General features: G+C 64.9%; 14 protein-coding genes. 10 read left to right on the top strand and 4 right to left on the bottom strand.

What is annotated here, in order from left to right; all coding sequences use genetic code 11:
* Positions 1 to 110: 110 nt before the first annotated feature.
* From acnA to QX073_RS29960, 3 genes are all read left to right on the top strand, one after another.
* Positions 111 to 2831, top strand: a complete 2721-nt coding sequence (gene acnA / locus QX073_RS29970; protein ID WP_316226816.1) for an aconitate hydratase AcnA — start codon at positions 111 to 113, stop codon at positions 2829 to 2831.
* Between the two features lie 188 nt (positions 2832 to 3019).
* Positions 3020 to 3802, top strand: coding sequence for a DUF1223 domain-containing protein (locus QX073_RS29965; RefSeq protein ID WP_315716182.1), 783 nt, complete (start codon positions 3020 to 3022; stop codon positions 3800 to 3802).
* Positions 3803 to 4222: 420 nt separating this feature from the next.
* Positions 4223 to 4588 carry a DUF2794 domain-containing protein gene (locus QX073_RS29960; protein ID WP_315750627.1) on the top strand — a complete coding sequence of 122 codons (366 nt, stop codon included), beginning with the start codon at positions 4223 to 4225 and terminating at the stop codon, positions 4586 to 4588.
* Positions 4589 to 4633: 45 nt separating this feature from the next.
* Here QX073_RS29960 and QX073_RS29955 read toward each other — a convergent pair whose 3' ends face one another.
* From QX073_RS29955 to QX073_RS29940, 4 genes are all read right to left on the bottom strand, one after another.
* Positions 4634 to 5161, bottom strand: a complete 528-nt coding sequence (locus tag QX073_RS29955; protein WP_315716183.1) for a GNAT family N-acetyltransferase — start codon at positions 5159 to 5161, stop codon at positions 4634 to 4636.
* 155 nt (positions 5162 to 5316) lie between these two features.
* A complete protein-coding gene (locus tag QX073_RS29950; RefSeq protein ID WP_250172563.1) occupies positions 5317 to 6108 on the bottom strand; it encodes a Bax inhibitor-1/YccA family protein in 792 nt (263 codons plus the stop codon).
* A gap of 264 nt (positions 6109 to 6372) precedes the next feature.
* Complete coding sequence (locus QX073_RS29945) at positions 6373 to 8943, bottom strand: ABC transporter permease (protein WP_316193709.1); 2571 nt, start codon at positions 8941 to 8943, stop codon at positions 6373 to 6375.
* Complete coding sequence (locus QX073_RS29940) at positions 8940 to 9677, bottom strand: ABC transporter ATP-binding protein (protein WP_315750630.1); 738 nt, start codon at positions 9675 to 9677, stop codon at positions 8940 to 8942. The genes QX073_RS29945 and QX073_RS29940 overlap by 4 nt, the downstream gene beginning before the upstream one ends.
* Positions 9678 to 9732: 55 nt before the next feature.
* On the opposite strand from QX073_RS29940, the gene QX073_RS29935 reads away from it, so the two are divergent.
* The 7 genes from QX073_RS29935 (at position 9733) to QX073_RS29905 (ending at position 19040) form a co-directional block, all read left to right on the top strand.
* Positions 9733 to 10365: an arylesterase gene (locus tag QX073_RS29935; protein ID WP_316173396.1), complete on the top strand. Its 633-nt coding sequence runs from the start codon at positions 9733 to 9735 to the stop codon at positions 10363 to 10365.
* A gap of 205 nt (positions 10366 to 10570) precedes the next feature.
* Positions 10571 to 11149, top strand: a complete 579-nt coding sequence (gene thpR, locus QX073_RS29930) for an RNA 2',3'-cyclic phosphodiesterase (protein WP_315715923.1) — start codon at positions 10571 to 10573, stop codon at positions 11147 to 11149.
* A gap of 153 nt (positions 11150 to 11302) precedes the next feature.
* Positions 11303 to 12484, top strand: coding sequence for a cell division protein ZapE (zapE, locus tag QX073_RS29925; RefSeq protein ID WP_316186415.1), 1182 nt, complete (start codon positions 11303 to 11305; stop codon positions 12482 to 12484).
* A 226-nt stretch (positions 12485 to 12710) separates the two neighbouring features.
* Positions 12711 to 13679, top strand: coding sequence for a malate dehydrogenase (mdh, locus tag QX073_RS29920; protein WP_009031546.1), 969 nt, complete (start codon positions 12711 to 12713; stop codon positions 13677 to 13679).
* A gap of 127 nt (positions 13680 to 13806) precedes the next feature.
* Positions 13807 to 15003 (top strand): ADP-forming succinate--CoA ligase subunit beta, encoded by a 1197-nt coding sequence (gene sucC / locus QX073_RS29915; protein ID WP_315715925.1) that lies wholly within the window; start codon positions 13807 to 13809, stop codon positions 15001 to 15003.
* A 55-nt stretch (positions 15004 to 15058) separates the two neighbouring features.
* On the top strand, positions 15059 to 15943 hold the full coding sequence (gene sucD / locus QX073_RS29910) for a succinate--CoA ligase subunit alpha (protein ID WP_316200554.1): 885 nt from the start codon (positions 15059 to 15061) through the stop codon (positions 15941 to 15943).
* A 139-nt stretch (positions 15944 to 16082) separates the two neighbouring features.
* A complete protein-coding gene (locus QX073_RS29905; RefSeq protein WP_315750632.1) occupies positions 16083 to 19040 on the top strand; it encodes a 2-oxoglutarate dehydrogenase E1 component in 2958 nt (985 codons plus the stop codon).
* Positions 19041 to 19174: the final 134 nt, after the last annotated feature.

Raw genomic sequence — 19174 nt, 5'->3', positions numbered from 1 at the left:
GCCCGACCTTGATGCAGCACACAATCGCCCGCTGCAAGCCATTCGGCGCCTCGCGCTGACGGTTCTTAAATACCCCCTCCGGGTATACAGATCAATTGGGATTTCCACGCATGACCTCGCTCGACAGCTTCAAGTGTCGCAAGACCCTCAAGGTCGGAACGAAGAGCTACATCTATTACAGCTTGCCCACAGCCGAGAAGAACGGTCTCAAGGACATCTCCAAGCTGCCGTATTCGATGAAGGTGCTGCTCGAGAACCTGCTGCGCAACGAGGACGGCCGCACCGTCACCAAGGACGACATCGTCGCAGTGTCCAAATGGCTGCGCAAGAAGTCGCTGGAACATGAGATCGCCTTCCGCCCGGCGCGCGTGCTGATGCAGGATTTCACCGGCGTGCCGGCGGTGGTCGACCTCGCGGCGATGCGCAACGCAATGCAGAAGCTCGGCGGCGATGCCGAGAAGATCAACCCGCTGGTGCCGGTCGATCTCGTCATCGACCACTCGGTGATCGTGAACTACTTCGGTGACAACAAGGCGTTCGGCAAGAACGTCGCCGAGGAGTACAAGCAGAACCAGGAGCGTTACGAATTCCTGAAATGGGGCCAGAAGGCGTTCTCGAACTTCTCGGTCGTGCCGCCCGGCACCGGCATCTGCCACCAGGTCAACCTCGAATACCTGGCGCAGACGGTCTGGACCAAGAAGGAGAAGATGACGGTCGGCCGCACCAAGGGCACCTTCGAGGTCGCCTATCCGGATTCGCTGGTCGGCACTGACTCCCACACCACCATGGTCAATGGTCTCGCCGTGCTCGGCTGGGGCGTTGGCGGCATCGAGGCCGAGGCCTGCATGCTCGGCCAGCCGCTGTCGATGCTGCTGCCCGACGTCGTCGGCTTCAAGCTGACCGGCGCGTTGAAGGAAGGCGTGACCGCGACCGACCTGGTGCTGACCGTCACCCAGATGCTGCGCAAGCTCGGCGTGGTCGGCAAGTTCGTCGAGTTCTTCGGCCCCGGCCTCGACCATCTCTCGGTCGCCGACAAGTCGACCATTGCCAACATGGCTCCCGAGTACGGAGCGACCTGCGGCTTCTTCCCGGTTGACGCCGCCACCATCGACTATCTCAAGACCTCGGGTCGCAAGGCGCCGCGCGTCGCGCTGGTCGAGGCCTATGCCAAGGCGCAGGGTCTGTTCCGCACTGCCAAGTCGCCGGACCCGGTGTTCACGCAGACGCTGACGCTCGATCTCGCCGACGTCGTGCCGTCGATGGCCGGTCCGAAGCGCCCCGAAGGCCGCATCGCGCTCCCCGCAGTGGCCGAAGGCTTCGCGACTGCGCTGGCCGGCGAGTACAAGAAGCCGGATGCCGCTGCGCAGCGCTTCCCGGTCGAGGGCAAGGACTTCGACATCGGCCATGGCGACGTCGTCATCGCCGCCATCACCTCCTGCACCAACACCTCCAACCCGAGCGTGCTGATCGGCGCCGGCCTGCTGGCCCGCAACGCCGCCGCCAAGGGCCTCAAGGCCAAGCCGTGGGTGAAGACCTCCCTCGCTCCCGGCAGTCAGGTGGTTGCCGAATACCTTGCCAACTCGGGCCTGCAGAAGGACCTCGACAAGGTCGGCTTCAACCTCGTCGGATTCGGCTGCACCACCTGCATCGGCAATTCCGGCCCGCTGCCGGAGGAGATCTCGAAGTCGATCAACGACAACGGCGTGGTCGCGGCGGCCGTGCTGTCGGGTAACCGCAACTTCGAAGGCCGCGTCTCGCCGGACGTGCAGGCCAACTATCTGGCCTCGCCGCCGCTGGTCGTGGCCTATGCGCTGGCCGGCACCGTGACCAAGGATCTTTCGGTCGAGCCGATCGGCATCGGCAAGGACAAGAAGCCGGTCTACCTGAAGGACATCTGGCCGACGACCAAGGAGGTCAACGACTTCGTCAAGAAGTTCGTCAAGGCGTCGATCTTCAAGAAGCGCTACGCCGACGTGTTCAAGGGCGACACCAACTGGCGCAAGATCAAGACGGTCGAGAGCGAGACCTATCGCTGGAACATGTCGTCGACCTACGTGCAGAACCCGCCGTATTTCGAGGGCATGAAGAAGGAGCCCGAGCCGATCAAGGACATCGTCGAGGCCCGCGTGCTGGCGCTGTTCGGCGACAAGATCACGACCGACCACATCTCGCCGGCCGGTTCGATCAAGCTGACTTCGCCTGCCGGCAAGTTCCTTAGCGAGCACCAGGTCCGCCCGGCTGACTTCAACCAGTATGGCACGCGCCGCGGCAATCACGAGATCATGATGCGCGGCACCTTCGCCAACATCCGCATCAAGAACTTCATGCTCAAGGGTGCCGACGGCAACATTCCCGAGGGCGGCCTGACCAAGCACTGGCCCGACGGCGAGCAGATGTCGATCTACGACGCCGCGATGAAGTATCAGGAAGAGGGCGTGCCGCTGGTGTTGTTCGCCGGCGCCGAATACGGCAACGGTTCGTCGCGCGACTGGGCCGCCAAAGGTACCCGGCTGCTGGGCGTCCGTGCCGTGATCTGCCAGAGCTTCGAGCGCATCCATCGCTCCAATCTGGTGGGTATGGGCGTGCTGCCGCTCACCTTCCAAGAAGGCACGTCCTGGTCCTCGCTCGGCCTCAAGGGCGACGAGAAGGTTACCATCAAGGGCCTGCAAGGCGACCTGAAGCCGCGCCAAACCCTGACCGCCGAGATCGTCTCGGCCGACGGTGCGGCGCAGCAGGTGCCGCTGCTCTGCCGGATCGATACGCTCGACGAGCTCGACTACTACCGCAACGGCGGCATCCTGCACTACGTGCTGCGCAAGCTCGCCGCTTAACCAACGCGCGATGCGACAGTTTGGCTCACTCTGAAGTGAGTAGCGGGTGATGAAGGAGGCGGCCTATGACAAAGGCCGCCTCTTTTGCATTTTCGGTTTGTTAACTACGAGGACGGCATCGCGGATGCAGTGATGCACAGGGCGCAGCGGACGGTGGTCCAGACGGGACAGTGGCGATGAGTGGACAGATGTCGTGGTGGTCGCGCGCAGCGCTGAGTGTCTGTGCGGTCATCGCTTTCGTCCGGCCCGCTGCGTCCGATCCCCGTGCGGTGATCGAACTCTTCACCTCGCAAGGCTGTTCGTCCTGCCCGCCGGCTGACAAGATCCTCGGCGAGCTCGCCAGAGATCCTTCGGTGATCGCGCTGTCCCTGCCGATAGACTACTGGGACTATCTCGGCTGGAAGGACACGCTGGCCGACTCCCGCTTCACGGCCCGGCAGCGGGCCTATTCTCGTGCGCGCGGCGACCGCGAGGTCTATACGCCGCAGGCGGTGGTCAACGGCTCCGTGCATGTGATCGGCAGCGACCGCGAGGCGATCGAGGGCGCCATCGAGGAGACCGTCCAGGGTGGCAGCGTGATGTCGGTGCCGGTGAGGCTGTCGGTCGACGGCCAGGACCTTACTGTCTCCGTGGCCGCGGCCAACGACCAGATGCCGCGCAAGCACGGCGAGGTCTGGGTCTGCTCGATCTCGCGGGTGGTCCCGATCTCGGTCGGCCGCGGCGAGAACAGCGGCCGTGATCTGACCTATTACAACGTCGTTCGCGGTCTTCAGAAGCTGGGTGACTGGAATGGGTCGCCGGTCAGATGGAGCGTGCCGCTGGAGAAGATCGCCCGCGAGGGCGTCGATGGCACCGTCGTCTATGTGCAGGACGGCAGTCGCGACCGCCCTGGGCCGATGCTCGGGGCCGCCTTTTCCGAGTTGCCGTTGGGCGGACGGGCTTCAGCAACAGCGCGCGGTCCCGAGCGCTGATCTTCCGTCGTCCTGATCTTCGTTTTCGCTGACCTGCGTTAGGCGCGTCACGTCCGTGCGACGGCGCGTCCCGACAATCTTACGTGCAGCTCACGCCAGAAAAGCAAAAGGACCAACTTGCGTTGGCCCTTTGCCTTACTTGTGAATAGACCCGATCCTGACGACCCCGGGGGGCTGGGGGCTGAGGAATCCGGAACCGAAAGGACCGGGCCAACGCACACGAATCTTATGCCGAAGGTCGGGGGCGGTCGGTGGGCGGAAAGACGGCGCGATTATGATTCTGCTAACGATCCCGTGACGCTTGCGTGTTCGCGGAACCGACGGCCTCGCAGGCTCGGTCGAACTTCAACAACGAAAACGGCCCCTTGCGGCTTCTGCCGGATGGCGCGATCATGTCACACGGATGACAGGAGGACGCCAATGAACCTCACGCCGGAGGACGCCGACCCCAGCGAGAACCGCGCGGCGGCGCGCAGTGCGGCCGCAGCGCCGAGCCGGGTGACGTTCGACCGCCTGGAGCTGAACCGCATCCTGAACCTCTACGGCCGCATGGTCGCCGACGGCGAGTGGCGCGACTATTCGATCGACTTCCTGCGTGACCGGGCCGTCTTCTCCGTGTTTCGCCGGGCGTCCGAGGTGCCGATCTACCGCATCGAGAAGGATCCGCGTCTCGCACGCAAGCAGGGCATGTACAGCGTGATCTCGGCCACCGGGCTGATCCTGCGCCGCGGCCACGAGCTCGAGCGCGTGCTGCTGGTGATCGCGCCCAAACCAGCCCTGGTCTGATCCCACGCGCTCCGGCTTGATCATGACATTCCGACTGGCGCTGCCTTACGCCGGGACGTCGCTGCTCCCGGCCCCGAGCGGGCGCTGCATCATCACGGTATCGAGCCAGCGGCCGAATTTCAGGCCGACGCTCGGGTGGGTGCCGATCATCTGGAAGCCGCAGGCGGTATGCAGCCCGACCGAGCCGGAATTGGCGGAGTCGCCGATGACGGCGATCATCTGGCGAAAGCCTCCCTCCTCACAGGCGTCGATCAGCCGCCGCATCAGGCGCATCCCGATGCCGCGACGCTGGCTGGCCGGAGCGAGATAGACCGAGTTCTCCACCGTGAAGCGATAGGCAGGGCGGGGCCGGTAGGGCCCGGCATAGGCATAGCCCACCACCTCTCCGTCCAGCAGGGCAGCGAAATAGGGGAAGCCGCCGTCGCGGAGCGCCCGGAAGCGGCGCGTCATCTCCGCCAGATCCGGAGGGTCGAGCTCGAAGGTGGCCGTGCCCTCGCGGACGGCTTGGCCGTAGATGGCGGTGATGGCGGGAAGGTCGGCCTCCTGGGTGGGCCGGATTTCAATGTCGGACATGGGGGGAAGCATACCCAGGCGGACGCGGCGATCAATCCGGCCTCGCGGCATGGCTGCCGCTGCGGCTTTGCGCCGGTCACAATCGGGGTTTGTGCAAACGAAAAGCCCCGGCGGTGAGGCCGGGGCTTCGAAGGTCGCTCGTTCGAGCGCTTGGATCAGTCGCGCTGTCCGAGCAACTGCAGCAGCAGCGTGAACAGGTTGATGAAGTTCAAGTACAGCGACAGGGCGCCGGTGATTGCCGCGCGCTCCGCGATGTCGCCGCCCGCGGAAGCGTAGCCGTAGATGTACTCATTCTTCAGACGCTGCGTGTCCCAGGCGGTCAGGCCGGCGAACACGAACACGCCGATCACCGAGACGATGAACTGCAGCATCGAGCTCGCCAGGAACAGGTTCACGAGGCTCGCCAGCACGATGCCGATCAGGCCCATGAACAGGAACGAGCCCATGCCCGTCATGTCACGCTTGGTCGTGTAGCCGTAGAGGCTCAGCGCGCCGAACGTCGCCGCGGTGATGAAGAACACCCGCACGATCGAGGTGTGGGTGTACACCAGGAAGATCGACGACAGCGAGATGCCCATCAAGGCCGAGAACACCCAGAACAGGATCTGTGCGGTCGACGGCGCCAAGCGGTTGATGCCGGCCGAGATCGCGAACACCATGACCAGGGGGGCCAGGATGAACAGCCACTTCAGCGGGCTCACGAACATCGCGTAGCCGAACTGCGTCAGATAGGCGTTACCGAACTTGAACACGCCGGCCGCCGGATCGCCGGTCACCGACGCCATGTAGACGCCCAGTGCCGCAAGGCCGGTGATGGCTAGGCCGATGCTCATGTAATTGTAGATGCGCAGCATGTAGGCGCGCAGACCGGCGTCGACGGTCGCGGCATCGGCGCGCCCGGCCACCCGGCCAAAGGGTGAAGCATAGTTGCGGTCTAGGTCCGACATGGTCGATTCCCGTTGGTTGCCCGGCAGCCCGGTCCTGACAGGACCGTTGGCCGGTTCTCGAAAAACCCTATCTCATACCCACTGCTGCAGATATTAAATTTGCGTCATCGGCAAATTCGCCATCTTTTGGCAGGTCTCTGAGCCCATTCCCTAGATGGGAAACTAGCATATCTGCCGCAAGCTTCCACGCGCGGCTGAATGTCGCTCCGCGCGCGTCCCAGCCGCAGAAATCGCGTTAACCGTGCGGCATGAGCGCGCAAGCCGCTACAGATTCCGAAGAACCGTCGCGGGCTTCTGGTTGAGCGCCAGCAGCGTGCCGGCCAGACCGAGGCCGACCGTCACGATCAGCGCGGCTACGACGACCAGCGCGGCGCTGCCGGCCTGCCAGGCGAAGCTCAACGTCATCAGCCGGGTCACGATCAGCCAGGCGGACACCGAGCCGGCGATGACGCCGAACGCGGCGGTGGCAAACCCGATCATCAGATATTCCAGCGCGTAGGCGCCGAGCAGCCGCAGCCTTGTCGCGCCCAGGGTCTTCAGGATGACGGCATCGTAGACCCGGTGGCGGTGGCCGGCTGCCAGCGCGCCGCCCAGCACCAGGATGGCCGAGATCAGCGTCACCGCACTGGCGCCGCGGATGGCGAGCGCGAGGTTGGAGACCACCGAGCCCACCGTCTCCATCACCTCGCGGACCCGCACGCTGGTCACCATCGGGAAGGCGTCGGCCACCTTGCGGATGACACGGGCATCCTCGGCGGTATCGGAGCGCGCCTCGGTGAGGGTGGCGACATGGGTGTGCGGCGCTCCCTTGAAGGCATTCGGGGAGAACACCAGCACGAAATTGATGCCGAGCCCCTGCCAGTCGATGGCGCGCATGTTCCCGATCCGCGCCGTGATGTCGCGTCCGAGCACGTTGACCACGATGTCGTCACCGAGCTTGAGGCCGAGACCGTCGGCGATCCGCTTCTCGATCGAAACCAGCGGCGGGCCGCTGTAGGTCTCGCCCCACCACTCGCCCTCGACGACCTTGGATCCTTTGGGAACCTCGGCGGTATACGTCAGGCCGCGGTCGCTCTGCAGCACCCATTCGGTGTCCGTCGTCGCCTTGAGGTCCTCGGCGCGCACGCCGCGGGCGGAGACGATGCGCCCGCGCAGCATCGGCACGTCTTCGACAGTGGATTGAGGGGCGAGGTCCTTGAGGAAGTCGCGGAAGCGGTCGGCCTCGCCGGAGGGGACGTCGATGAAGAAAAACGACGGCGCCTGTTCCGGCAGTTGAGCCAGGAACTGGCGTCGCAGATTGCCGTCGATCTGGGTAATCGTGACCAGCACGGCGAGTCCCAGCCCGAGCGAGAGCACCACGGACGGTGTCAGCGCGCCCGGGCGATAGATATTGCTGACCGCCAGCCGCAGCATCGGGAAGCGGCTGCGCGGCAGGGCGCGCGCAATCGCCATCACCGCGGCGGCAATGCCGCGCAACAGCACGAACACCAGCGTGGCGGCGACGACGAACACGGCTGCGATGCGCTTGTCGTAGGACAGGCCGATCACGACTGCGATCAGCAGCGCGACGGTGCCCGCGATCAGCACCAGATAGCTCCAGCGCGGACGGTGCCATTCGGCGATAACCGCCTCGCGGAACAACGCCGCCACCGGCACGTCGCGTATGCGCCCGAGCGGCCACAGACCGAACGCCAGTGCGGTGAGCAGACCATAGACGAAGGACAGCGCCAGCTCGTCCGAATGAATGGCCGGGATCACGGGCAGCGGCAGGATGTTGCCGAACAGCCCGACGATGGCAAACGGCAGGGCCGCCCCGGCGCTGAGGCCGATGATCGAACCGATCGTGGCGAGCACCATCACCTGCACGAGGTAGATGCCGAACACGTCGCGGCTGGTGGCGCCGAGGGCCTTGAAGGCCGCGATCACCTCGGTCCGACGGTCGACATGGCTCTTGACCGCATTGGCGACGCCGACGCCGCCGACCAGCAGGGCGGCGAGACCGACCAGGGTGAGGAACTGGGTGAAGCGGCCGATCGTCCGCTCCAGTTGCGGCGAGGCGTTGCTGCGGCTGCGGATCTCCCATCCGGCCGAGGGCAGCGTCAGGCGGGTATCGGCGATGAAGGACGCCGCCGCGTGGTCGTCCTTGGCATTGTCGGGCAGCCGGACCCGGTAGGTCCAGCGCACCAGGCTGCCCGGCTGCAGCAGCGGTGTGGCCCGCAGGCCCGCCTCGCTGATCAGGAAGCGTGGCCCGAGGCCGATGCCGCCGGACAATTTGTCGGGCTCGGCCTGCAGCGCGCTGCGAATCTGGAAGCGGACCGTGTCGATGGTGACGGTGTCGCCGATCCTCAGATCGAGCCGAGCCAGCAGCGCCGGATCCGCCGCAGCTCCGTAGACGCCGTCGCGCTCGGCCAGGATGTCGGCCATCGGCAGATCTGGCTGGAGCTCAGCCTTGCCGAGCAGCGGATAGGCGTTGTCGACCGCCTTCAGCTCGACCAGCGCCAGCTTGGCGTCGCCCGAGCGCACCATGGCGCGCAGGGTCGCTGCCAGCGACAGCTTTCCACGCGAGCGCAGGAAGTCGATCTCCTCCGGCTTGGCCTCGCGCTGGAACAGTGAAAAGGCGACGTCGCCGCCGAGCAGCGTACGTCCTTCGCGAACCAGGCCGTCGTTGAGGCTCGCCGCCACCGAGCCGACACCGGCAATGGCGAGCACGCCGAGCGCGATGCAGGCGATGAAGACGTAGAAGCCGCGCAGGCCTCCCCGCAGCTCGCGCAGCGCGTAGCGCACGGGCAGTGCGGCCATGCGGCCGCCGGCGATCGGTTCAGCGACGGTGGTCATGCGAGGGCCGGCTCGTGCGCGCCGCCGTCGGCTTCGATTCGCCCCGAGCGCAGCCGGACCACGCGGTCGCAACGATGCGCAAGCCCGCTGTCATGGGTCACCAGCACCAGCGTCATGCCGCGCTCGGCATGCTTGGTGAACAGCAGGTCCACGATCTGCCGTCCGGTGGTCTCGTCGAGATTGCCGGTCGGCTCGTCGGCCACCAGAATGGCCGGGTCCGGCGCAAGTGCCCGCGCCAGCGCCACGCGCTGCTGCTCGCCGCCCGAGAGCTGGGTCGGATAGTGGTGCAGCCGGTGTCCAAGTCCGACCGAATCCAGCTCGCGGGCGGCGCGCTCGGCGGCGCCGGAATGGCCCGCCAGCTCCAGCGGCACCGCGACATTCTCCAGCGCCGTCATGGTCGGGATCAGATGGAAGGACTGGAAGACGATGCCGACCTGGCGGCCGCGGAACCGCGCCAGAGCGTCCTCGTCCAGGGCATTGAAAGCGGTCCCGTTGACCACCACCTCACCCCCATCAGGACGTTCCAGCCCCGCCATCACCATCAGCAATGTGGACTTGCCAGAGCCCGACGGTCCGATCAGACCGATCGTCTCGCCCTGTCCCACCCGCAGGCTGATGTCCTTGAGGATATGGACCCGCGCCGCGCCGGTGCCGAGCGAGAGGTTGACGTTCGAGATGGTAATGGTGTCCGGCGCAAGGCCGGCCAAAGGCGAGGTTTCGATGAGACTGTCCATGGCTCGGTCATATGGCAACTCCGCAAGCCGGGTCGAGAGGCGCGGACATATCTTCGTGCACATACTCGTGTTGATGCTCGCCTTGATGACAGTCGGGCCCGCGTTCGCGGGTGCCGAGGCCGTCAAGCCGATCAAGCTCGTCGTTCTCGGCGATTCCTTGAGCGCGGGACTCGGCCTGTCCGCCTCGGATGCGTTTCCAGCCAAGCTGCAGAAGGCGTTGCAGGCCAAGGGGCTGCCGATCGACCTCACCAATGCCGGCGTGTCCGGGGACACCTCGTCCGGCGGCCGCGACCGGCTCGACTGGTCGGTGCCGGAGGGGACCGAAGCGGTCATCGTCGAGCTCGGCGCCAATGACGCGCTGCGCGGCATCGATCCCGCCGTGACGCGCAAGGCTTTGAGCGAAATCGTGACCCGGCTGAAGGCCAGGGGCATCGCCATGATGCTGTGCGGCATGCTGGCGCCGCCGAATTTCGGCAGCGACTACGCCGCGAAATTCAACGCGATCTACCCCGATCTCGCCAAGCAGTTCGACGTGCCGCTGTATCCATTTTTCCTCGATGGCGTCGCCGCCGACGCCAAGCTGAACCAGGCCGACGGCATCCACCCCACTGCGGCGGGCGTCGACATCATCGTGTCCAGGCTGTTGCCTACGGCGGAAGCATTCCTGCGTCCGCTTCGTGGGCAATGACGGAACGAAGCGCCGCGTCGATCATTTGCGATAACCTTAAGGACCGGGTTTTCCGCAGCTTTTACCGGCGTTAACCCGCCTTCCGTCGCGGAGTCATATAAGTTCGGTAGGAATGATGCATTGGCGATTCGTCGTCGATCATTTCTCGAAGGCATGATCTCGTCAATTTTCGAGATCAGCCTCCAGCATCGGGAGTCCTGAAACGATGCCGCGTTTGTTTACTGGACTGGAAATCCCGGCCGAGGTTGGCCACACGCTTTCCGGTTTGCGGGGTGGCCTCCCCGGCGCCCGCTGGATCGATCCCGAAAATTACCATGTGACGTTGCGTTTCATCGGTGACATTGACGGCGCCTCCGCCAACGAGATCGCCTCGATGCTGTGGCGGGTGAACCGCAAGCCGTTCGAAGTGACGGTGCAGGGTCTCTCCAGCTTCGGCGGCCGCAAGCCGCGCGCCGTCGTTGCCAACGTCGCGCCGAGCCGCCCCCTGATCGAGCTGCAGGCCGAGCTCGAGCGGCTCATGCAGCGGATCGGGCTCGATCCGGAGGGCCGCAAATTCGTGCCCCACGTCACGCTGGCGCGGCTGCACGATGCGTCGAGCCAGGACGTCGCCGACTATCTCTCCGTCCGCGGCTATTTCCCGAGCCGCGTGTTCATGGCCGAGCGCTTCGTGCTGTTTTCGTCGCGTGCCTCGACCGGCGGCGGGCCCTATGTGGTCGAGGACGCCTACGACCTCTCGCCGGGGGTGAGGTCTGCAGCGGGGTCGTTCAAGCCAGCCGTTCGCTGAGGCCGGGAGCGAAGACGAACGTCGTTAGCCCCGGACTAACGATCACGGCGGCGTTTGCGTGCCATATACCACGACCACACGGCTCCGACGCATGGCGGCTTCCACCATTTGCGGATTGCATTTTGCGTAAGTCTCATGACCTAGAGTGGGCTCATGCTGTCCACTCCGTCAGACGCGTTCCGCGCGCAATATCAGTCTTTGGTCGATACCGGTGCGATCGAGGCCGACCTCGCCCAGGCCGAGGTCGCCGACGCCCTGGCGGCGCTGGAGCGCCGGCTCTCCACCTACAAGCCCACGCGCAAGCAAGGCTTGTTGGGCCGCCTTTTTGCCGACAAGAGCGAGCCGCCGAACGGCCTCTATGTCCATGGCGAGGTCGGGCGCGGCAAGACCATGCTGATGGACCTGTTCTTCCAGAACTGTCCCGTCGAGCACAAGCGCCGCGCGCATTTTCACGAATTCATGGCCGAGGTGCATGAGCGCATCTACGGCTACCGCCAGAACATCGCGCGCGGCGAACTCGCCGATGCCGATGTGATCGGTCTCACGGCGCAGGCGATCTTCGATCAGGCCTGGCTGCTCTGTTTCGACGAATTCCATGTCACCGACATCGCCGACGCGATGATCCTGGGACGTCTGTTCGCCAGGCTGTTCGAGCTCGGCACGGTGGTGGTGGCGACCTCCAACGTCGCGCCTGAAGACCTCTACAAAGGCGGCCTCAACCGCGCGCTGTTCCTGCCCTTCATCAAGCAGATTGCCGACCACATGGACGTGATGCGGCTGGACGCGCGCACCGATTTCCGGCTGGAGAAGCTGGCCGGCGTGAAGATGTGGCTGGTGCCGGCCGATGTCGACGCGCGAGCGGCGCTCGACAAGGCCTGGGCGCGGCTCACGGGCCATGCCAAGTGCAAGCCGCGCGACATGACGATCAAGGGGCGCATCCTGCACGTCCCGTGCTCCGCCAACGGCGTCGCCCGCTTCGATTTTGCCGATCTCTGCGAGAAGCCGCTGGCGGCCTCGGACTATCTGCGGCTCGCGCACGACTATCATACGATCCTGATCGATCACGTTCCGGTCATGGATCTGGCCGAGCGCAATGCCGCCAAGCGGTTCATCACCCTGATCGATACGCTCTACGACAACGCCGTGAAGCTGATCGCCTCCGCCGAAGCCGACCCGATTTCGCTCTACGTCGCGACCGAGGGCACCGAGGCCATGGAGTTCAAGCGGACCACCTCGCGCCTGATCGAGATGGGTTCGGACTCCTATCTGGCCCTGCCGCACGGGCGGAAGGACTCGGCGGCATCTGGGACTTCCACGGGGTTGGTCGAAACCTGACAAATACTGGAGTTTTGGCGAACGCCAGCCGCCGGGCACACAGCCGCGAAAAGGCCACGCCAATCATGCTGAAAGGATCATCAGCAGCCGTCGCCCGGTCCTGATCGAAATCAAGGCAGGCCCGTCAATTGGCCATAGCTTGACTTGAACGGCCGGGGCGAAAGGGATAACCACCAGTCGACTTTTCAACCTCCCTCACTCCTTCGGGTTCAAAGGAAAATTTGCCATGGCGCGCGACAAGATTGCTTTGATTGGCTCCGGTCAGATCGGCGGAACGCTGGCTCACCTCGTCGGCCTCAAGGAGCTCGGCGACGTCGTGATGTTCGACATTGCCGAAGGCGTTCCGCAGGGCAAGGCGCTCGACATCGCCCAGTCATCGCCGGTCGACGGCTTCGACGCGCACTACACCGGCGCCAACTCCTATGAGGCGCTCGACAACGCCAAGGTGTGCATCGTTACGGCGGGCGTACCGCGCAAGCCGGGCATGAGCCGCGACGACCTCTTGTCGATCAACCTGAAGGTGATGGAGCAGGTCGGCGCCGGCATCAAGAAGTACGCGCCCGACGCCTTCGTCATCTGCATCACCAATCCGCTCGACGCGATGGTCTGGGCGCTGCAGAAGGCCTCGGGGCTTCCGGCCAAGAAGGTCGTCGGCATGGCCGGCGTGCTCGACTCGGCGCGTTTCCGCTACTTTCTGGCTGATGAGTTCAACGTCTCGGTCGAGGACGTCACCGCCTTCGTGCTCGGCGGTCATGGCGACACCATGGTTCCGCTGACCAAGTACTCGACCGTTGCCGGCATTCCGCTGCCCGACCTCGTCAAGATGGGCTGGACGTCGCAGGCCCGCATCGACGAGATCGTCGATCGCACCCGCAACGGCGGCGCCGAGATCGTCAACCTGCTGAAGACCGGCTCCGCCTACTACGCTCCGGCGGCGTCGGCGATCGCAATGGCCGAGAGCTATCTGCGCGACAAGAAGCGCGTGCTGCCCTGCGCGGCGCATCTCAACGGCGAGTTCGGCGTCAAGGACATGTATGTCGGCGTGCCCGTCGTGATCGGCTCCAAGGGTGTCGAGCGCATCGTCGAGATCGAGCTCGCCGGCAAGGACCGCGAGGCGTTCGACAAGTCGGTCGCCGCCGTGCAGGGCCTGGTCGACGCCTGCAAGAAGATCGCGCCCGACCTGCTCGGCCGCTGATCAGGGGTCATTCACGGGGCGTAATCTCGCCCACATCGAGTTGCAGGATGTTTGGTATATGGTATACCAGACATCCTAACAACAATTCTGGTCGTCACCCCATCGCGGGTTCGGGGAGCAAGCGCTTATGAACATTCACGAATATCAGGCCAAGGCACTGCTGCACGAGTTCGGCGTGCCGATTTCCAAGGGCGTGCCGGTTCTCCGTCCGGAGGACGCGGATGCGGCGGCGAAGACGCTCGGTGGCCCGGTCTGGGTCGTGAAGAGCCAGATCCACGCCGGTGGCCGTGGCAAGGGCAAGTTCAAGGAGGCCTCGGCCGGCGACAAGGGCGGCGTCCGCCTCGCCAAGTCGATCGATGAGGTCAACACTTTCGCCAAGCAGATGCTGGGCGCGACGCTGGTGACCGTGCAGACCGGCCCCGACGGCAAGCAGGTCAATCGCCTCTACATCGAGGACGGCTCGGATATCGACAAGGAGTTCTATCTGTCGCTGCTGGTCGACCGCGAGACCTCGAGGGTCGCCTTCGTGGTGTCGACCGAAGGCGGCGTCAACATCGAGGACGTCGCCCACGAGACCCCCGAGAAGATCGTGACCTTCTCGGTCGACCCGGCCACCGGCGTCATGGGCCATCACGGCCGCGCCGTCGCCAAGGCGCTGAAGCTCTCCGGCGACCTCGCCAAGCAGGCCGAGAAGCTCACCACCCAACTTTACAATGCGTTCGTCGCCAAGGACATGGCGATGCTCGAGATCAACCCGCTGGTCGTCACCAAGCAGGGCCAGCTGCGCGTGCTCGACGCCAAGGTGTCGTTCGACTCCAACGCGCTGTTCAAGCACCCGGAAGTCGTCGCGCTGCGTGACGAGACCGAGGAAGATGCCAAGGAGATCGAGGCCTCCAAATACGACCTCAACTACGTTGCGCTCGACGGCACCATCGGCTGCATGGTCAACGGCGCCGGCCTTGCCATGGCGACGATGGACATCATCAAGCTCTACGGCATGGAGCCCGCCAACTTCCTCGACGTCGGCGGCGGCGCCAGCAAGGAGAAGGTCGCGGCGGCGTTCAAGATCATCACCGCCGACCCGAACGTGAAGGGCATCCTGGTCAACATCTTCGGCGGCATCATGAAGTGCGATGTCATCGCCGAGGGCGTCGTGGCCGCGGTCAAGGAAGTCGGCCTGAAGGTGCCGCTCGTGGTGCGCCTCGAAGGCACCAATGTCGATCTCGGCAAGAAGATCATCAGCGAGTCCGGTCTGAACGTGCTGCCCGCCGACAATCTCGACGACGCCGCGCAGAAGATCGTCAAGGCCGTCAAGGGAGGCTGAGCGCCGGTCCAGGCGCTCGCTCATTCCTCACTGCAACGCTTTTAGAGAAAGCACGATGTCCATCCTCATCGACAAGAACACCAAGGTCATCTGCCAGGGCTTCACTGGCAAGAACGGCACCTTCCACTCCGAGGCGGCGATCGCCTACGGCACCAAGATGGTCGGCGGCACGTCGCCGGGCAAAGGCGGCTCGACCCACCTCGGCCTGCCCGTGTTCGACACCGTCAAGGAGGCCCGCGAGGCCACCGGGGCCGACGCCTCGGTGATCTACGTCCCGCCGCCGGGCGCCGCCGACGCGATCTGCGAGGCGATCGACGCCGAGGTCCCGCTGATCGTCTGCATCACCGAGGGCATCCCGGTGCTGGACATGGTCCGCGTCAAGCGCTCGCTGCAGGGCTCCAAGTCGCGCCTGATCGGGCCGAACTGCCCGGGCGTGATGACCGCCGGCGAGTGCAAGATCGGCATCATGCCGGCCAACATCTTCAAGCCCGGTTCGGTCGGCATCGTGTCGCGCTCCGGCACGCTGACCTACGAGGCGGTGTTCCAGACCACCTCGGAAGGTCTCGGCCAGACCACGGCGGTCGGCATCGGCGGTGATCCGGTCAAGGGCACCGAGTTCATCGACATGCTCGAGATGTTCCTGGCTGACCCCAGGACCACCTCGATCATCATGATCGGTGAGATCGGCGGCTCGGCCGAGGAGGACGCGGCGCAGTTCATCAAGGACGAAGCCAAGCGCGGTCGCAAGAAACCGATGGTGGGATTCATCGCCGGCGTCACCGCGCCTCCCGGCCGTCGCATGGGTCATGCCGGCGCGATCATCTCCGGCGGCAAGGGCGATGCCGGCTCGAAGACGGCCGCGATGGAAGCGGCTGGTATTACCGTGTCGCCGTCGCCTGCGCGGCTCGGAAAGACGCTTGTCGAAAAGTTGAAATCCTGATTCAGGACTTAGTGCTTTTCGGCGCGAATATTTACAATAAATAAGGTAAACGGTCCTAACCCGAGCCTGATCCGCGTCCCCCGCGGGTCAGGCATTGCGCCGTTTTGATTGGGCGCATCGAAATTACCAGGACGCCACCATGTCTCGCCAAGATGCGAACGCCGCCTTCGCCCTGTCGTCTTTTCTGCAGGGCACCAATGCCACCTACATCGATGAGATCTACGCCCGCTACGAGAAGGATCCCGCTTCGGTCGACCCGGAATGGCAGGAGTTCTTCAAGAGCCTGAAGGATGCGCCGGCCGACGTGCAGAAGAATGCGTCGGGCCCCTCCTGGGCGCGCAGCAACTGGCCGGTCTCCCCCCGGGACGAATTGACCTCGGCGCTGGACGGCAACTGGGCCGTCGTCGAGAAGAAGGTCGGCGAGAAGATTGCGCAGAAGGCTCAGGCCAAGGGCGTCGAATTGTCGGCGGCCGACGTCAACCAGGCCACCCGCGACTCCGTCCGCGCGTTGATGCTGATCCGCGCCTACCGCATGCGCGGCCACTTCCACGCCAAGCTCGATCCGCTCGGCATCGAGGCGCCGCGCAACCGCGAGGAGCTGGACCCGCGTTCCTACGGTTTCACCGAGGCCGACTACGACCGCAAGATCTTCCTCGATCACGTGCTCGGCCTCGAATACGGCAGCTTGCGCGAGATCGTCGCGATCTGCGAGCGCACCTATTGCCAGACGCTTGGCGTCGAGTTCATGCACATCACGAACGCGGCGCAGAAGGCCTGGATCCAGGAGCGCATCGAGGGGCCGGACAAGGAGATCTCGTTCACCCGTGAGGGCCGTCGCGCGATTCTGCAGAAGCTGATCGAATCCGAAGGCTTCGAGAAGTTCTGCGACGTCAAGTTCACCGGCACCAAGCGCTTCGGTCTCGACGGCGGCGAGTCGCTGATCCCGGCGCTGGAGCAGATCATCAAGCGCGGCGGCAATCTCGGCGTGAAGGAGATCGTGCTGGGCATGCCGCATCGCGGCCGCCTCAACGTGCTGACCCAGGTCATGGGCAAGCCGCATCGCGCGCTGTTCCACGAGTTCAAGGGCGGCTCGGCCAATCCCGACGCGGTCGAAGGCTCCGGCGACGTCAAGTACCACCTCGGCGCCTCCTCGGACCGCGAGTTCGACGGCAATCGCATCCACCTGTCGCTGACCGCCAACCCCTCGCATCTCGAGATCGTCGACCCCGTGGTGCTCGGCAAGGTCCGCGCCAAGCAGGACCAGCACGGCGATCCGCCCGACATGCGCATCTCGGTGCTGCCGCTCTTGATGCATGGCGACGCTGCGTTCGCCGGCCAGGGCGTGGTGGCGGAGTGCTTCGCGCTGTCGGATCTGAAAGGCTACCGGACCGGTGGCTCGATTCATTTCATCGTCAACAACCAGATCGGCTTCACGACCTATCCGCGCTATTCGCGCTCGTCGCCCTATCCGTCCGACGTCGCCAAGATGATCGATGCGCCGATCTTCCACGTGAACGGTGACGATCCTGAAGCGGTGGTGTTCGCGGCCAAGGTCGCGACCGAGTTCCGGCAGAAGTTCCACAAGCCGGTCGTCATCGACATGTTCTGCTACCGCAGGCATGGCCACAACGAAGGTGACGAGCCGGCTTTCACCCAGCCGGTGATGTACAAGAAGATCGCCGGCCATCCGTCGACCTTGGAGATCTACTCCAAGCGGCTGGTCGCCGAAGGCGTGATGACCGAGGGCGAGGTCGACAAGGCCAAGGCCGACTGGCGCGCCCGTCTCGACGCCGAGTTCGAGGCCGGCACGAGCTATCGTCCGAACAAGGCCGACTGGCTCGACGGCAAGTGGGCGGGTTTCAAGTCCGCCGACCAGGAGGAGGAGGCGCGCCGCGGCGTCACCGGCGTCGAGATCGACCGCCTCAAGGAGATCGGCCGCAAGATCACCAAGGTACCGGACGGCTTCCGCCTGCATCGGACGATCCAGCGTTTCCTCGAGAACCGTGCCAAGGCGATCGAGAGCGGCATCGGGCTCGACTGGGCGACCGGCGAGGCGCTGGCGTACTGCTCGCTGCTGCTCGAAGGCCACAAGGTTCGTCTCTCCGGCCAGGACAGCGAGCGCGGCACCTTCTCGCAGCGCCATTCGGTCCTGATCGACCAGGAGGACGAGAGCCGCTACACGCCGTTCAACCATCTGGCGCCGGAGCAGGGCCACTTCGAGGTCATCAACTCGCTGCTGTCCGAAGAAGCCGTGCTCGGCTTCGAATACGGCTATTCGCTCGCAGAGCCGACCGCGCTGACCCTGTGGGAGGCGCAGTTCGGCGACTTCGCCAACGGCGCTCAGGTGTTGTTCGACCAGTTCATCTCGTCGGGCGAGCGCAAATGGTTGCGCATGTCCGGCCTGGTCTGCCTGCTGCCGCACGGCTATGAGGGCCAGGGCCCCGAGCATTCCTCGGCACGCCTCGAGCGCTATCTGCAGATGTGCGCCGAGGACAACATGCAGGTGGTCTATCCGACCACGCCGGCAAACTACTTCCACGTGCTGCGCCGGCAGCTGCATCGCGAGATCCGCAAGCCGCTGATCGTGATGACGCCGAAATCGCTGCTGCGCCACAAGCGCGCGGTGTCGCGGCTCGAGGAGCTCGCCAAGGGCACCACGTTCCATCGCATCCTGTACGATGACGCCCAGATGCAGGCGGACGACAAGACCAAGCTGGTGCCGGACGACCAGATCCGCCGCATCGTGCTGTGCTCGGGCAAGGTATATTACGATCTCTACGACGAGCGCGAGAAGCGCGGGCTCAACGACGTCTACCTGATGCGCGTCGAGCAGCTCTATCCGGTGCCACTCAAGGCGCTGGTCGCCGAGCTCGGCCGCTTCAAGAACGCAGAAGTCGTGTGGTGTCAGGAAGAGCCGCGCAACATGGGCGCGTGGCACTTCATCGAGCCGTATCTCGAGTGGGTGCTGAACCAGACCGGCGGCAAGAGCAAGCGTCCGCGCTATGCCGGCCGTGCTGCGTCGGCCGCGACCGCCACGGGCCTGATGTCCAAGCATCTCGCCCAGCTGAAGGCGCTGCTCGACGAAGCCCTGAACTGAACCTGCCTTTTTTGACGCGCCCCGCAATCTGCGGGGCGCAAGTACATCGCGTTGATCGTCCGTCCCGCATCGCTTGCTCGCCGCAAGGCGATGGCGGACCGGCTTTATGACCGCACGGGTTATTGAGGATAAAG

This window comes from Bradyrhizobium sp. SZCCHNS3052 (assembly GCF_032484495.1).
Taxonomy (GTDB): domain Bacteria; phylum Pseudomonadota; class Alphaproteobacteria; order Rhizobiales; family Xanthobacteraceae; genus Bradyrhizobium.
Note: the sequence above shows the minus strand (reverse complement) of the source record. Positions and strands in the feature narration are given on the sequence as shown.

Excerpts from the sequence above, each read along its gene's own strand:
- mdh (WP_009031546.1), top strand. The coding sequence starts at position 12,711 with ATGGCGCGCGACAAGATTGCTTTGATTGGCTCCGGTCAGATCGGCGGA.
- acnA (WP_316226816.1), top strand. The coding sequence starts at position 111 with ATGACCTCGCTCGACAGCTTCAAGTGTCGCAAGACCCTCAAGGTCGGA.
- sucC (WP_315715925.1), top strand. The coding sequence starts at position 13,807 with ATGAACATTCACGAATATCAGGCCAAGGCACTGCTGCACGAGTTCGGC.
- QX073_RS29905 (WP_315750632.1), top strand. The coding sequence starts at position 16,083 with ATGTCTCGCCAAGATGCGAACGCCGCCTTCGCCCTGTCGTCTTTTCTG.
- QX073_RS29965 (WP_315716182.1), top strand. The coding sequence starts at position 3,020 with ATGTCGTGGTGGTCGCGCGCAGCGCTGAGTGTCTGTGCGGTCATCGCT.
- QX073_RS29955 (WP_315716183.1), bottom strand. The coding sequence starts at position 5,161 with ATGTCCGACATTGAAATCCGGCCCACCCAGGAGGCCGACCTTCCCGCC.
- zapE (WP_316186415.1), top strand. The coding sequence starts at position 11,303 with ATGCTGTCCACTCCGTCAGACGCGTTCCGCGCGCAATATCAGTCTTTG.
- QX073_RS29940 (WP_315750630.1), bottom strand. The coding sequence starts at position 9,677 with ATGGACAGTCTCATCGAAACCTCGCCTTTGGCCGGCCTTGCGCCGGAC.
- sucD (WP_316200554.1), top strand. The coding sequence starts at position 15,059 with ATGTCCATCCTCATCGACAAGAACACCAAGGTCATCTGCCAGGGCTTC.
- QX073_RS29950 (WP_250172563.1), bottom strand. The coding sequence starts at position 6,108 with ATGTCGGACCTAGACCGCAACTATGCTTCACCCTTTGGCCGGGTGGCC.
- thpR (WP_315715923.1), top strand. The coding sequence starts at position 10,571 with ATGCCGCGTTTGTTTACTGGACTGGAAATCCCGGCCGAGGTTGGCCAC.
- QX073_RS29960 (WP_315750627.1), top strand. The coding sequence starts at position 4,223 with ATGAACCTCACGCCGGAGGACGCCGACCCCAGCGAGAACCGCGCGGCG.
- QX073_RS29945 (WP_316193709.1), bottom strand. The coding sequence starts at position 8,943 with ATGACCACCGTCGCTGAACCGATCGCCGGCGGCCGCATGGCCGCACTG.